12 protein-coding genes are annotated in these 14,334 nt (G+C 73.0%); 8 read left to right on the top strand and 4 right to left on the bottom strand.

Features of this window, described 5'->3' with window-relative positions; translation table 11 throughout:
* The first annotated feature begins 44 nt into the window (after positions 1-44).
* The 6 genes from dapA (at position 45) to P3X83_RS15530 (ending at position 7,376) form a co-directional block, all read left to right on the top strand.
* Positions 45-962 (top strand): 4-hydroxy-tetrahydrodipicolinate synthase, encoded by a 918-nt coding sequence (dapA, locus tag P3X83_RS15505; RefSeq protein ID WP_277305757.1) that lies wholly within the window; start codon positions 45-47, stop codon positions 960-962.
* Between the two features lie 86 nt (positions 963-1,048).
* A complete protein-coding gene (locus P3X83_RS15510; protein ID WP_277305758.1) occupies positions 1,049-2,734 on the top strand; it encodes a ribonuclease J in 1,686 nt (561 codons plus the stop codon).
* Between the two features lie 102 nt (positions 2,735-2,836).
* A complete protein-coding gene (locus P3X83_RS15515) occupies positions 2,837-4,315 on the top strand; it encodes an aldehyde dehydrogenase (NADP(+)) (protein WP_277305759.1) in 1,479 nt (492 codons plus the stop codon).
* Positions 4,316-4,475: 160 nt separating this feature from the next.
* Positions 4,476-5,627, top strand: a complete 1,152-nt coding sequence (locus P3X83_RS15520) for a sensor histidine kinase (RefSeq protein ID WP_277305760.1) — start codon at positions 4,476-4,478, stop codon at positions 5,625-5,627.
* On the top strand, positions 5,624-6,301 hold the full coding sequence (locus P3X83_RS15525; RefSeq protein ID WP_277305761.1) for a response regulator transcription factor: 678 nt from the start codon (positions 5,624-5,626) through the stop codon (positions 6,299-6,301). Before P3X83_RS15520 ends, P3X83_RS15525 begins: the two co-directional genes overlap by 4 nt.
* Before the next feature lie 76 nt (positions 6,302-6,377).
* Complete coding sequence (locus P3X83_RS15530; RefSeq protein ID WP_277305762.1) at positions 6,378-7,376, top strand: aldose epimerase family protein; 999 nt, start codon at positions 6,378-6,380, stop codon at positions 7,374-7,376.
* Between the two features lie 6 nt (positions 7,377-7,382).
* On the opposite strand, the gene P3X83_RS15535 is transcribed toward P3X83_RS15530, so the two are convergent.
* The 4 genes from P3X83_RS15535 to P3X83_RS15550 form a co-directional block, all read right to left on the bottom strand.
* On the bottom strand, positions 7,383-8,027 hold the full coding sequence (locus tag P3X83_RS15535) for a response regulator transcription factor (protein ID WP_277305764.1): 645 nt from the start codon (positions 8,025-8,027) through the stop codon (positions 7,383-7,385).
* Positions 8,024-9,280, bottom strand: a complete 1,257-nt coding sequence (locus tag P3X83_RS15540) for a histidine kinase (protein ID WP_277305765.1) — start codon at positions 9,278-9,280, stop codon at positions 8,024-8,026. Before P3X83_RS15540 ends, P3X83_RS15535 begins: the two co-directional genes overlap by 4 nt.
* 3 nt (positions 9,281-9,283) lie before the next feature.
* A complete protein-coding gene (locus P3X83_RS15545; RefSeq protein ID WP_277305766.1) occupies positions 9,284-9,709 on the bottom strand; it encodes a PPOX class F420-dependent oxidoreductase in 426 nt (141 codons plus the stop codon).
* Positions 9,710-9,827: 118 nt separating this feature from the next.
* Entirely contained in the window at positions 9,828-10,745 is a 918-nt protein-coding gene (locus P3X83_RS15550) for a sugar kinase (RefSeq protein WP_277305767.1), read from the bottom strand.
* Positions 10,746-10,934: 189 nt separating this feature from the next.
* Here P3X83_RS15550 and P3X83_RS15555 point away from each other — a divergent pair, with 189 nt between their 5' ends.
* Positions 10,935-13,493 (top strand): DNA translocase FtsK, encoded by a 2,559-nt coding sequence (locus P3X83_RS15555; protein ID WP_277305768.1) that lies wholly within the window; start codon positions 10,935-10,937, stop codon positions 13,491-13,493.
* A gap of 73 nt (positions 13,494-13,566) precedes the next feature.
* Positions 13,567-14,316, top strand: coding sequence for a helix-turn-helix domain-containing protein (locus P3X83_RS15560; protein ID WP_277305769.1), 750 nt, complete (start codon positions 13,567-13,569; stop codon positions 14,314-14,316).
* Positions 14,317-14,334 lie beyond the last annotated feature (18 nt).

The raw sequence follows: 14,334 nt of genomic DNA on the forward strand, positions 1-14,334 counted from the left end.
GGCGGGGTCCACTGTCCCGGCCGTTCCGGGGTACCGTTCGGTCTATGGCATCGCCAACTCGAACCTCGGACGCCCCATTCGGCCGCATGCTGACCGCGATGGTCACCCCGTTCACCTCTGAGGGCGCCGTCGACTATGACGCCGCCCGGGCGCTCGCCGCGTATCTGGTCGACGACCAGCGCAACGACGGCATCGTGGTGAACGGCACGACGGGCGAGTCGCCCGTCACCGGCGACGAGGAGAAAGAGCGGCTGGTGCGCGTCGTGGCGGAGACGGTGGGCGATCGCGCCACCGTCGTGGCCGGCGCCGGAACCTATGACACCCACCACAGCGTGGAGCTGGCCAGGCGCGCCGAGCGCGCGGGCGCGCACGCGCTCCTTCTGGTGACTCCGTATTACAACAAGCCGCCGCAGGAGGGTGTGTACCGCCACTTCGTCTCGGTCGCCGACGCCACCGGGCTGCCCGTGATGCTTTACGACATCCCCGGGCGCACCGGCACGCCGATCGCGACCGAAACGCTGATCCGACTGGGCCAGCACGACCGGATCCTCGCGGTGAAGGACGCCAAGGGCGACCTGTACGCCGGGTCCCACGTGATGTCCGCGACCGACCTCGTCTTCTACTCCGGTGACGACGCGCTCAACCTGCCCTGGCTCTCCGTGGGCGCGGCCGGGTTCGTCAGCGTCGTCGGCCACGTGGTGGGGTCCGAGCTGGCCAGGATGATCGAACGTCACCGCGCGGGCGACCCTGAGGGCGCGCTCGCGATCCACCGGCGGCTCCTGCCCGTGGTGGACGGGATCATGATGAAGGCCGGTGGCGCGATCATGGCCAAGGCCGCGCTGGAACTGGTGGGACGCCCGGCCGGGCCGGTGCGCCCGCCGCTGGTCGAGGCCGCACAAGAGCAGATCGCCGAGCTGCGGGCGTGTCTCGTGGCGGGCGGGGTGAAGCTGTCCGACACCTGATCATGGGGAGGAATCAGCAGTTTGAACAACAGTAGCCACAGCGGGCGGTCCGGCGAGGGCACCGTCTCGGCGCGAGGGGAGCGCGCATGAGCCATCCGCATCCTGACTTGGGACCGCCGCCGCCGCTATCGGCAGGTGCACTGCGAATCGTGGCGCTCGGCGGCCTGGGTGAGATCGGCCGCAACATGGCGGTCTTCGAGTACGACGGCCGCCTGCTCGTCGTCGACTGCGGCGTGCTCTTCCCGGAGCCCGACCAGCCCGGTATCGATCTGATACTTCCCGACTTCGAATACATCCGCGACCGCCTCGGCGACATCGAGGCGGTGATCCTCACCCACGCGCACGAGGATCACATCGGCGCCGTCCCGTACCTGCTGCGCGAGCGGGGCGACATTCCCGTCGTGGGCTCCCGGCTGACGCTGGCGCTGATCGAGAGCAAGCTCACCGAGCACCGCATCCAGCCGGTCAAGCACCAGGTCGTCGAGGGCGAGCGGCATCGCTTCGGGCCCTTCGACTGCGAGTTCTTCGCGGTGAACCACTCCATCCCGGACGCGCTCGCGGTCGCGGTGCGCACCCCGGCGGGAATCGTCCTGCACACGGGCGACTTCAAGATGGACCAGCTCCCGATGGACGGCCGGCTGACCGACCTCGGCGGCTTCGCCAGGCTCGGCGCCGAGGGCGTCGACCTGCTGATGTCCGACTCCACCAACTCGGAGGTGCCGGGCTTCGTCACCAGCGAGCGCGACATCGCCCCGGTCATCGACGATGTCTTCCGGGCCGCCGACCAGCGGATCATCGTGGCGTGCTTCGCCTCCCACGTCCACCGCGTGCAGCAGGTCCTCGACGCCGCCGACAAGCACGGCCGCAAGGTCGCCCTGATGGGCCGGTCGATGGTGCGCAACATGGGGGTCGCCCGCGACCTCGGCTACCTGAAGGTCCCGCCGGGGCTGATGGTGGACGCCAAGGAGATCGAGGAGTGGCCGCCCGGAGACGTCGTGCTGATCTGCACGGGCTCCCAGGGCGAGCCGATGGCCGCGCTGTCCAGGATGGCCAACCGCGATCACCCGATCAGGATCGCCGAGGGCGACACCGTGCTGCTGGCGTCCTCGCTGGTGCCGGGCAACGAGACCGCGGTGAACAAGGTCATCAACGGCCTCACCCGCTGGGGCGCGCGCGTCGTGCACAAGGGCAACGCGCGGGTCCACGTCTCGGGTCACGCCGCCGCGGGTGAGCTGCTCTACGTGCTCAACCTGACCAGGCCGTCCAACTTCATGCCGGTGCACGGCGAGTGGCGGCACCTGCGGGCGCACGCCAGGCTGGCCGCGCTGACCGGGGTGCCCGATGATCACATCGTGATCGCCGAGGACGGCGTCGTGGTGGACCTGCTCGACGGCAGGGCCCGCATCGTCGGCGCGGTGAAGGCCGGATACGTCTACGTGGACGGCACGTCCGTCGGCGGGGTCACCGACGTGGCCCTGAAGGACCGCCGCATCCTGGGCGACGAGGGATTCATCTCCATCGTCGTGGTGATCGACTCCACCACGGGCAAGCTGACCGGCGGCCCGGAGGTGCACGCCCGGGGTTCCGGCATCGACCTCGACGCCTTCGATCAGGTCATCCCGCAGCTCGAACGCGCGCTGGAGGAGACGGCCCTCGACGGCGTCGCCGACGCCCAGCAGATCCGCCGTGTGGTGCGCCGCACGGTGGGCCGGTGGGTGAGCGACACCTACCGGCGCCGACCGATGATCATTCCCGTGGTGGTCGAGGTCTGACCGTCCAGGGGGAACACCGCCCTCCCGATTGGTGCCTCGCCCGGCCCGCCTGATAGACCGGCAGGTAGTCGTACAGGTCGGGATGATGGAGGACGTTCCCAGATGATCTACGGTTACAACCCGCGCACCGGGCGGCAGGCCGGCGGCGAGCTGGCCGAGACGACGGAGGCCGAGGTCGGCGCCGCCGTCCGGGCCGCCGGTGACGCTGGGCGCCCGTGGCGGGCCATGGCCGCGGCCGCTCGGGCCGGCGTCCTCGACCGGGTGGCCGACGCGCTCGCGGCGAACGCCGAGGAGCTGTGGCGGACCGCCGACGAGGAGACCGCGCTGGGGGAGACCCGCCTGCGCGGCGAGGTCGGCCGCGCGGCCGGGCAGTTCCGGCTCTTCGCCGAGGTGCTGCGCGACGGCGGCTACGCCGGTGTGGTCGTCGATCACGCCGATCCGGGCGCGACACCGCCGCGCCCGGACGTGCGGCTGATGAACCATCCCCTGCCGGGAGTGGTCGGCGTGTTCGCGGCGAGCAACTTCCCGTTCGCCTTCTCCGTCGCGGGCGGCGACACCGCGTCGGCGCTCGCCGCCGGGTGCCCGGTGGTCGTCAAGGCGCATCCCGCGCATCCGCGCACGTCGGTGCTGAGCGCGTCGGTGATCCGCTCGGCGCTGCCCGACGCCGCGCTGCTCGGCCTGGTCCAGGGTCTTGAGGCGGGCCGTCCGCTGGTGCAGCACCCGCTGGTGTCGGCGGTCGGGTTCACCGGGTCGATCCCGGGCGGCAAGGCGATCCAGGCCATGATCCACGAACGTCCCGACCCGATCCCCTTCTACGGTGAGCTGGGCAGCGTCAACCCGGTGGTCGTGCTGCCGTCCGCGCTGAAGAACGACGTGACCGCGCTGGCGGCCGGGTTCGCCGGGTCGCTGACCCAGGGCGTCGGCCAGTTCTGCACCAACCCGGGCCTGGTGTTCGTGCCCGACGACGAGTCGCTCCGCTCGGCGATCAAGGAGGCGGTGGCCGGGAGCACCGGCGGCCCCATGCTCAGCGGGCGCATCATCGAGGGCTACGCGCAGGGCCTTGCGCGCCTGGGCTCGCTCGACACGCTGGCGGAAGGCGCCTCGGGTACCGGGCCGTGGGACGCCACGCCGAAGGTCTTCACCACGGCGCTGGCCGACTTCGCCGGGGCGTTGCCGGAGATCGCCGAGGAGTGCTTCGGGCCGTCGTCGATCGTGGTGACCTACACCGATCCCGCCGAACTGCCCGTCGTGCTGTCGCGGCTGCCGGGGTCGCTGACCGCGACCGTCCACGCGGCCGACCCGGCCGAGGCCCAGGAGGTCGCGGGGGTGCTGCGGGAGATGGCCGGACGGCTGATCTGGAACGGCTGGCCGACCGGCGTCGCCGTCACCTGGGCGATGCACCACGGCGGGCCGTGGCCCTCGTCCACCGCGCCCAAGCACACCTCCGTCGGCGCGGCCGCGATCGGCCGGTGGATGGCCCCCACGGCGTACCAGAACTGGCCGCAGGACCTCCTGCCCGCCGAGCTGCGCGAGGACAACCCGCTGGGCGTCCCCAGGCGCGTGGACGGCCGGCAGGAGTGATCACCGGCGGCCGGGAGTGACAACCGGGCGTTGAGCGCCACGGCCGGGCCGCCCGCTGCGCGGGACAGAGGCCGGTCCGGCCCCCACGGCCGAGTCGGCCCGCGGGCCGACGGCCCCAGGTCCGAGGCGAGTGGCGGAAAGTCCATATATTTTGCGAAAGGTGAGGAAAACAGAGCGCCGACAGGGTCAGCGGCCGCTGCTCGGCGCGCCGCTCAGCCGCAGGGAGCTGATCGCGCTCGACTGCGCCGCCGCGCTGGTGCTCGTCCTCGTCCTCGCCGGGCGGCCGTCCTCCGTCGCGGGGATGCTGGTGGTGTTCGCACTCGGCGCGCCGCTGGCCGTGCGCAGGGCGTGGCCGGTCCCGGTGCTCTGCGTGGTGCTCGCGGCCGCGGTGGCGGCCCCGTTCACCGGGGTGTCCGGCGGCGCCTTCGTCGCCCCGTCCTTCGCCGCCTACACGGTGGCGCTCACCCGGCCGCGCCGGTCCGGGGAGCGTGGCTCGGGGATCGCGGTGCTGAGCGGGATCGTGCTGTTCCTGCTGACGGTCGCCGGGGTGCCCAACGGGACGATGGTGCCGCCGCTCGGGGAACTGCTGCTCGCGGTGGCGGTGGCCGGCGGCGCGTGGACGGTGGGGCGCGCCGTGCGCGAGCGGCGGGCCCATGCCGCCCGACACGCCGAACGGCTGGCGGAGCGGGCCGTGGCGGGCGAACGGCTGCGCATCGCCCGCGAGCTGCACGACGTGGTCGCGCACAGCATGAGCCTGATCGCGGTCAAGGCCGGGATCGCCAACCACGTCGCCGCGGTCAGGCCCGAGGAGGCCGGTGAGGCGCTGCGGGTCATCGAGGCGACGAGCCGCGCCGCGCTCAGCGAGATGCGGCACATGCTCGGCGTGCTGCGCTCGGAGCCGGGCGACCCGCCGTACGATCCTGCGCCCGGCCTGTCCGCGCTGCCCGGGCTGGCCGAGCGCGCGGCGAGCGCGGGGGTGGTGGTGGAGACGACCGTGCGCGGGGCCGAGGGGGTGCCGGAGGGCGTGGAGCTGTCCGCGTACCGGATCGTGCAGGAGGCGCTGACCAACGTGGTGAAGCACGCCGCGCCCGCCACCTGCACGGTCGTCGTGGACGCCGCAGGAGGCGAGCTGCGCATCGACGTCACCGACGACGGCAGAGGCGGTCCTCCTCAAGAACCATCGGGGACCGGACACGGCCTGGCGGGAATGCGCGAACGCGTCCTGCTCTACGGCGGCGCGCTCACCGCAGGACCTCTGCCGGAAGGCGGCTTCCGTGTCTCGGCCCGGCTGCGGTACCGGGAGGCCGAATGACCGTCCGGGTGCTCGTCGCCGACGACCAGGCCCTGGTGCGCGGCAGTTTCCGGCTGCTGGTGGAGACGGCCCCCGGCCTGACCGTGGTCGGCGAGGCGGGCACCGGCGCGCGGGCCGTCGAGCTGGCCCACGCCGAACGCCCCGACGTCGTGCTCATGGACGTGCGGATGCCCGAAATGGACGGCATCGCCGCCACCAGGGAGATCTGCGGCTCGCCCGGCACCGAGGGCGTCCGGGTGCTCATGCTCACCACCTTCGACCTGGACGCCTACGTCTACGCCGCGCTGCGCGCCGGGGCCAGCGGCTTCCTGCTCAAGGACACCCCGCCCGCCGACCTGCTGGCGGCCGTCCACGTGGTCGCCGCCGGCGAGGCGCTGCTCGCGCCGAGCGTGACGCGCCGCCTGATCGCCGAATTCTGCCGCAGGCCGGAGTCCGCCCGGCCGGTCGCCGGTGAGCTCTCCGGCGTGACCGAGCGGGAACGCGAGGTGCTCGTCCTGATCGCCAGGGGGCTGTCCAACGCGGAGATCTCCGAGCACCTGCACCTCAGCGCGGGCACGGTCAAGTCGCACATCGGCCGCCTGCTGGCCAAGCTCCAGGCCCGCGACCGCGCCCAGCTCGTCATCGCCGCCTACGAGTCCGGTCTCGTGGTGGCCGCCCGCGACGAGCGGGGCTGAGGGGGCGCGGCGCTCGCGGGTGCCCTGTGAGGCCCGTGATAGGTGTAGTCGAGGGCCTGACGGTGATGGGACGGGTATGCACAGAGAAGTGTTCGGCACGCTCCCGACGGGCGAGACCGTGGAGCGGTTCACGCTCGCCGTCCCAGGCGGCCCCCGGGTCCGGGTGCTGACCTACGGCGCGATCGTCCAGTCGATCGAGACGCCCGACGCCACCGGGCTGAGCGCCGACGTCGTGCTCGGCCACGACTCGCTCGGCGGCTACCTGCGCGGCGACGCCCACCTCGGCGCTCTGATCGGCCGCTACGCCAACCGCATCGCGGGCGGCCGGTTCACCCTGGACGGCCGCGAGTACCGGGTGCCGCGCAACAACGGGCCCAACACGCTGCACGGCGGCGACCGCGGCTTCGACCGGCGGATGTGGACCGCCGAGCCGGGCGGCGACGACTCGCTCGCGCTGTACTACGTGAGCCCCGACGGCGAGGAGGGCTTCCCGGGCACGCTGCGCACCGAGGTCGTCTACACCGTCACTCCGGACGGCGGGCTGCGCATGGAGTACCAGGCCATCACCGACGCCCCGACCGTGGTCAACCTCACCGACCACTCCTACTTCAACCTGTCCGGCGCCGGGGCGGGTGAGGTGCTGGGGAACGTGCTGACCATCGACGCCGACCACTACCTGCCGGTGGACGCCACGCAGATCCCGGTGGGAGATCCCGCGCCGGTCGCGGGCACCCCCTTCGACTTCACCACCCCTCACGCGGTGGGCGAGCGGATCGGCGCCGGCGGCTACGACCACTGCTGGGTCCTGAACCCCGGCGACGGCGTCAAGGCCCGCGTGGAGGACCCGGCCTCCGGCCGGGTGCTGGAGGTCCTGACCACCGAGCCGGGCCTGCAGTTCTACACCGCCGACCACCTCGACCGCCGCGCCGACGGGTACGGCCCGCACGCGGCCCTGTGCCTGGAGACCCAGCACTTCCCCGACTCGCCGAACCGCCCGTCGTTCCCCTCCACCGTGCTGCGGCCGGGGGAGCGTTTTCGGTCGGCCACCGTCTACCGGTTCTCCACCGCGTCGTAGCGGCGCTCAGGCCAGGCCGTTGGTCTGGGCGAAGACGATCAGCGCGGCCCGGTCGCGCAGGTCGAGCTTGGCCAGCAGGCGTCCCAGGTGGGTCTTCACCGTGGCCTCGCTGACGTGCAGCGCGGCGGCGGCCTCGGCGTTGGTCGCCCCCCGGCCGACCTGGGCGAGCACGTCCAGCTCGCGCTGGGTGAGCCGGCCGATCATGGACGCGTCGCGGCGGTGGCCGGGCGCGACCCGCCGGTAGGCGGCGAGCACGTGCCCGGCGACCTGGGGGTCCAGCCAGGCGCGGCCCTCGGCCACGGTGGTGGTGGCGCGGACGATGTCCTCGCCCGGAGCGTCCTTGAGGATGAACCCGGCCGCGCCCGCCCCGAGGGCCGCCGCCACGGTCTCGTCGTCGTCGAAGGTGGTGAGCACCAGCACGGGGGGCGAGCCGGGGCGGTCGCGCAGCAGGCGGGTGGCCTCCGTGCCGTCCACGCGGCGCATCCGGACGTCCATCACGACGACGTCGGGCCGGTGGCGGGTCACGGCGTCGAGCACCTGGTCGCCGTCATCGCACTCGCCGACCACGGTCAGTTCGTCCTGGGGCGAAAGGATGCGGCGCAGCCCGGCCCTCACCAGCGGCTGGTCGTCCACCAGCAGCACCTTGATCACGCGCTCACCACCTCGCAGGGAACCTCCGCACGCACGACCCAGCGCCCGTCGCGGGAACCGGTCTCGATGACGCCCCCGGCCGCCGACACCCGCTCCCGCATCCCGAGGAGCCCGCTGCCCTGGGACGCCGCCTCGGCGGGGGCCGCCCCGCCGAGCGGGTTGTCCACCACCAGCGACATTCGCCCGCCCGCGGCGCTCAGCGCCACGCTGGCGGGCCCGCCGCCGTGCCGTGCCGCGTTGGCCAGGGCCTCCTGCAGCACGCGGTACACGGCCAGCTCGGCGGACGGCGACGCCCCGTGGGCCGCCACCGACAGCGACAGGTCCACCCGCCGGCCCGCCGCGCGGTAGCTCTCGACCAGCGCCTCCACGTCCGACAGCCCCGGCTGGGGCGCGTCCACCGCCGTGGCGTCGTCGGCGCGCAGCAGCCGGACCATCCGCCTGATGTCGGCGAGGCTGGCCCTGCCGTGCCGCTCGGCCTCGCGCAGCGCCTCCTCGGCGTCGTCGGGGGAGCGGCGCACCGCCATGCGGGCGGCCGTGACGTGCAGCATGGTGACGGCCAGCGTGTGCGCCACGACGTCGTGCACGTCCTGGGCGATCGCGCGCCGCCGCTCGGCCGCCGCGCGGGCCGCCAGGGCCTCCCTGGCCTGCGCGACGCGCCTGCTGGAGAGGTAGCTCAGGCGTACGGCGTAGCCCGCGGCGGCGCAGAACGCGTAACCGAGGTGCCAGGTGATCGTGGCCTGCGCGTCGGGCGTGGCCCCGCCCAGCGCCCAGCCCGCGGCCAGGGGCACCGCGAAGGCGGTGTAACCGGCCGCCGCCACGCCCGCCCACACCCGCTGGACGGCGAAGGCCGCGAAGAGCAGTACCGTCAGCGGCAGGACGAAGGTGACCAGGTGGTAGGCGAGGTCACCGCCCAGCGCGAGACCGGGCGCGAACCGGTGCGCGGCCCCCAGCGCGGCCAGCGGGACCAGCACCGGCAGCGCGAACGCCCACGTCGGCCCCCTGCCGTCGTCGCGCACCAGCCAGGCCGTCCAGGGCAGCGCCGCGATCAGGGCCAGGACCGCGCCGACCGGGTGCGGGCCGCCCGCCGGGATCGCGGCCACCGCCGCGCCGCCCAGGATGGCCAGCGCCAGCGCGGACAGCCCCATCCGGAACAGCGGCGGCAGGCCGCCCTCCAGACCCGCGTCGAGCAGGTCCTTGTCCCATTCGCACCCCGGCGGCGGCAGGTCGGCCGCCGGTTTCCTCGTTCCCGCCATGGGTCAACTATCCGCCGATTCGGGCGCGCCGGTCACGGTCATCTCGATGCCGATCACGCGCCTGCGCCGGATCAGCCGCTCGTAGAGGTGGATCGGCCGGTTGATCCAGTTCGCCGACTCGGTGAGCCGGTTGGCCCTGCGGCTCTCCGCGCCGTCCAGGACCCGGGCTCTGGCCTCGACTGCCGGGCCGGTCGGCGCCCCGCGCAGGGTGCAGGGGCCGACGGTCACCCTGGCGTCGCGCCGGATGCGCTTGACCTTGCCGCTGTTCTCCAGCGTGCTCGCGTAGAGCACGCCGTCGTGGATCGCGGTGACCACGGGGGTGCCGACCGGCGTGCCGTCCTTCCGGAACGTGGTCAGCAGCACGGTCCTCGCGCCGGCCAGGTGATCGAGTCCTTGGGTGGTCTTGGTGCTGGTCTTGGTGGTGGACATTGCGCCTCCTCAGGTGATGAGACGACCGTACGAATCAGGCGCGTCTCCGCACATCGGACGCCGATCGCGAGTGTGTTCCGCTCGCCGGATGACCCCGGACCCTACCCGGGGATGACCCTCAGAGCGCCAGCAGGCGCTCGATCTCGCCCGGCGTCGCGACCCGGCCCGTGCCGCCCTGCCCGCCCAGGCTGATCGAGGCGGCGGCGGCGCCCGCCGCGACGGCCTCGCGCAGCCCGGCGCCCCTGGCCAGCCAGGCGGCCAGCGCGCCCGCGAAGTTGTCGCCCGCGCCGGTCTGGTCCACCACGGAGGCGGCGGCGAAGGCGGGCACCGCGACCGGCTCGGCGCCGCGCTCGGCCAGCAGCACGCCGTCCGCTCCCCGGGTCACCGCGACGGCGGCCGCGCCCAGGTCCAGGCACGCGCGGGCGGTCTCGTACGGGTCGCCCACGCCGAGCAGCGCGGTGCTGTCGCCCGGACTGGAGATCTTGATCAGCGCGGCGTGCGGGCCCACGGCGGCGAGGTTCTCCGCCGCGCGCTCGGGGGTGGTGAGCCTGGCGCGGTAGTTGGGGTCGTAGACGACCCGGCCGGAGGCCAGTTCGGCGGCGTGCCGTACGGCCTGCGCGCACGACTCGGAGATCGCCGCCGCGATGCCGCTGAGCAGCACCACGCCGGCCGCCGCGACGGGGGAGCGGTCCACGTCGGCCGGGGCCAGGCGGGTGGCCGCGCTGCCCTGGCGCATGTAGCTGAAAGCCCGCTCGCCCGACGGGTCCGCCCCCACCGCGTAGGCGCCGGTGGGGCCGCCGCCCTTGGTCATCCAGGCGGTCTCCACCCCGCGCCCGGCGGCGAAGCGGATCAGCCGCTCGCCGAACTCGTCGTCGCCCACTCTGGTCACCAGGGCGACCCGTGCCCCCTGGGCCGCCGCCGCGACGGACGCGTTGAGCGCGTCGCCGGAGAAGGACAGGCGGAAGACCTCGGCGTCGGTCAGTGCCCGGTCGGAGGAGAACTCCACCAACGGCTCGCCCAGCACCACCACGTCCACGGTCCAGCTCCTTCGATCGTTCCGTCGAGTCGTTCGGTGGAATCCTAGAGTCGGACAAGTCATAACAGGTCGGGGCACTCCCCCCGTCAAAAGAGGTTCTGGGGGAGTGTGGGGCATGCTGTAAGGGTCAAGCCTCCCGTACGGCGCGCCTCGGCACGTACGGCGCGCCTCGCGCGTACCTTGGTCATCATGGCCACCCGTACGTCCAAGGGCGCCCAGGGCGGACCCCGGAACCAGAAGGGCCAGAAGGGCACCCAGAAGAGCCCCCAGAAGGGCACCCGGACGAGCGCCACGCGGCGCTCGGCCTCCGCCTCGGGTTCCCGCGCGGCCTCCTCCAGGGGGAAGGCGGCACCGGCGTCCCGCAAGCAGGGCGCGCTCCACCAAGATCCGATCAGCTGGGTGTTCGGAATGATCGGCAAGCTCTTCGTGGGGGTGTGGCTGCTGATCGCCGGCGCGGTGGGCAGCGCGGCCCGCGCGCTCGGCAACAGCGCCCGCGAACTCGACCCCGCCCACCGCCGCGACGGCCTGGGCCTGGCGGTCCTCGCCGCGGCCGTCACCCTGGCCGCGATGATCTGGCGAAACGCCGAGGGCGCCGCCTCCCAGGTGGTCATCGCGGTGGCCAAGGGCGTGTTCGGCTCGCTGGCCTGGTCGGTACCGGTGCTGCTCGCGCTGCTGGCCTGGCGGTTCCTGCGCCACCCCGACCAGAACGCCGACACCGGCCGGATGGTGATCGGCTGGACCGCGCTGGTCGTGGGCATCCTCGGCGTCGTCCACGTGGCCAACGACACGCCCTACCCCTCGGGTGGCGACAACGACGGCATGGACAAGGTCTCCGCCGCGGGCGGCATGATCGGCTTCATCGTCTCCGCGCCGCCGAACAGCATCCTGCCGTCGTTCATCACGATCCCGCTGCTGCTGCTCCTCTCCGGGTTCGGCGTGCTGGTGATCACCGCGACGCCGGTCCACCGGGTGCCCGAGCGGCTGGCGGAGATCCGCCACATGCTGTTCAACAAGGAGGCCGACACCAAGCCGCGGGCCCCCAGGCAGCGCGGCGCCGGCCGGTCCAAGAAGGCCGCCCCCGACACGGAGCGCGAGGGCGAGCCGCCGTATGACACGCCCATCGTGCGCGACGACCAGAAGAAGGACGAGCACTCGCCCGAGATCGTCCCCGGGCTCGTGGACGAGGAGGAACGGCCGGAGCCCGAGGCGGTCAGGACGCCCGAGCCGCCCGACCCCACGCCGCCGCCGCGCACGGTGGAGCAGCTCGTGCTGTCGCCGCAGGCGGGGCCATACGCGCTGCCCGACCTCGCCGCGCTGCGGCCGGGCACCGCGCCCAAGCCGCAGACCAAGGCCAACAGCGTGGTGGTCAACGCGCTGACCAGCGTGCTCGAACAGTTCTCCATCGACGCCCAGGTGATCGGGTTCACCCGGGGCCCGACGGTCACTCGCTACGAGATCGAGCTGGGCCCCGCCGTGAAGGTGGAGAAGGTCACCGCGCTCACCAAGAACATCGCTTATGCCGTCAAGTCCGCCGATGTGCGGATCCTGTCCCCGATCCCCGGCAAGTCGGCGATCGGGGTGGAGATCCCGAACACCGACAAGGACCTCGTGTCGCTGGGCGACGTGCTGCGCTCCCCGGTCGCGCAGGCCGACCACCACCCGATGATCGTCGGCCTGGGCAAAGACGTCGAGGGCCGCACGATCGTGGCGAACCTCGCCAAGATGCCGCACCTGCTCATCGCGGGCGCCACCGGCGCGGGCAAGTCGGTCTGCGTCAACGGGCTGATCTCCTCCATCCTGATGCGCGCCACCCCCGACGAGGTCCGCATGGTGCTGGTCGACCCCAAGCGGGTCGAGCTGAGCGTCTACGAGGGCATCCCGCACCTGATCACGCCGATCATCACCAACCCCAAGAAGGCCGCCGAGGCCCTGGAGTGGGTCGTCGGCGAGATGGACCGCCGCTACGACGACCTCGCCGCCAGCGGGTTCCGGCACGTGGACGAGTTCAACAAGGCGGTGCGCGCGGGCAAGCTGGTGCCCCCGCCCGGCAGCGAGCGGGTCTACCAGCCCTACCCCTACCTGCTGGTGATCGTCGACGAGCTGTCCGACCTGATGATGGTGGCCCCCCGCGACGTCGAGGACTCCATCGTCCGCATCACCCAGCTCGCCCGCGCGGCGGGCATCCACCTGGTGATCGCCACCCAGCGCCCCAGCGTCGACGTGGTGACCGGGCTGATCAAGGCCAACGTTCCCTCCCGTCTGGCCTTCGCCACCTCCTCTCTCGCCGACTCGCGCGTCATCCTTGACCAGCCGGGGGCCGAGAAGCTGGTCGGCCAGGGCGACGCGCTGTTCCTGCCGATGGGCGCGAGCAAGCCGATGCGGCTGCAGAACGCCTTCGTGTCCGAGAAGGAGATCAACGAGGTCGTCACGCACTGCAAGAGCCAGATGCAGGTCGAGTACCGCGACGACGTCGCGGCGGCCCAGGGGGCCAAGAAGGAGATCGACGAGGACATCGGCGACGACCTCGACCTGTTGATCCAGGCGGCGGAGCTGGTGGTGACCACCCAGTTCGGGTCCACCTCGATGCTCCAGCGCAAGCTGCGGGTGGGCTTCGCCAAGGCCGGGCGGCTGATGGACCTGCTGGAGAGCCGCGAGGTCGTCGGCCCCAGCGAGGGTTCCAAGGCCCGCGAGGTCATGGTCAAACCGGACGATCTGCCCGCTCTGCTCGCCGACCTGCGCGGAGAGTGACCCCGCCGTACGGCGGGCGATCCATAGCTGGTTGAATATGAGGCACTACGCAACGTCAGGGGGAGGCGTTCGTATGGATGGGCGTAGCGAGAGCATCGGATCGGTCCTGGCGCGTGCGCGGCGGTCCGCGGGGTTGACGGTCGGACAGGTGAGCGCGCGGACGAGGATCCGCGAGTCGCTCATCCACGCGCTGGAACGCGACGACTTCTCCCTGTGCGGGGGAGACTTCTACGGGCGCGGCCACGTGCGCAACATCGCCAAGGTCGTCGGCCTGGATCCGGAGGCCGTCGTACAGGCCTATGACGAGGCCAACGGGGGTTCTCCGGCGCCGGTGCGCGCGTCGGCGGTCTTCCAGGCCGACCGGCGGATCAGGCTGCGCGAGCGGCGGTCGCTGAACTGGAGTATGGCGCTGGCGATCGCGCTCGGCATCGCGGTCGTGTTCGGCGTGGTGCGGCTGATGGGCGGCGCGGGCGACGTCAACGTGGCCGACATCCGGCCCGCGCCGGGGCCCAAGGTGAGCGCGCCGCCGCCCGCCGTACCGCCGCGGAACGCCGCGGCGGCGGGGCCGGCCCAGTCGTCGGAGACGGTCGTGGTGCGGGTCAAGGCGCGCAAGGAGGCCCAGGTCACCGCCCGTGACGCCAAGGGTCGCAAGATCTTCTCCGGCAGGCTGAAGGAGGGCGCCTCGGCGACCTGGCGCGCCAAGTCGGAGATCCGCGTGGTCTTCGCCGACGCCGGAGCCGTGAGCGTGCACGTCAACGGTAAAGATCTTGGGGTGCCCGGCGCGGAGGGCGAGATCGTCCGCCGTACCTACCGTCCTCGGTGACGACTCGGCGGATCGACC

Source organism: Spongiactinospora sp. TRM90649 (assembly GCF_029382225.1).
Lineage (GTDB): Bacteria > Actinomycetota > Actinomycetes > Streptosporangiales > Streptosporangiaceae > Spongiactinospora.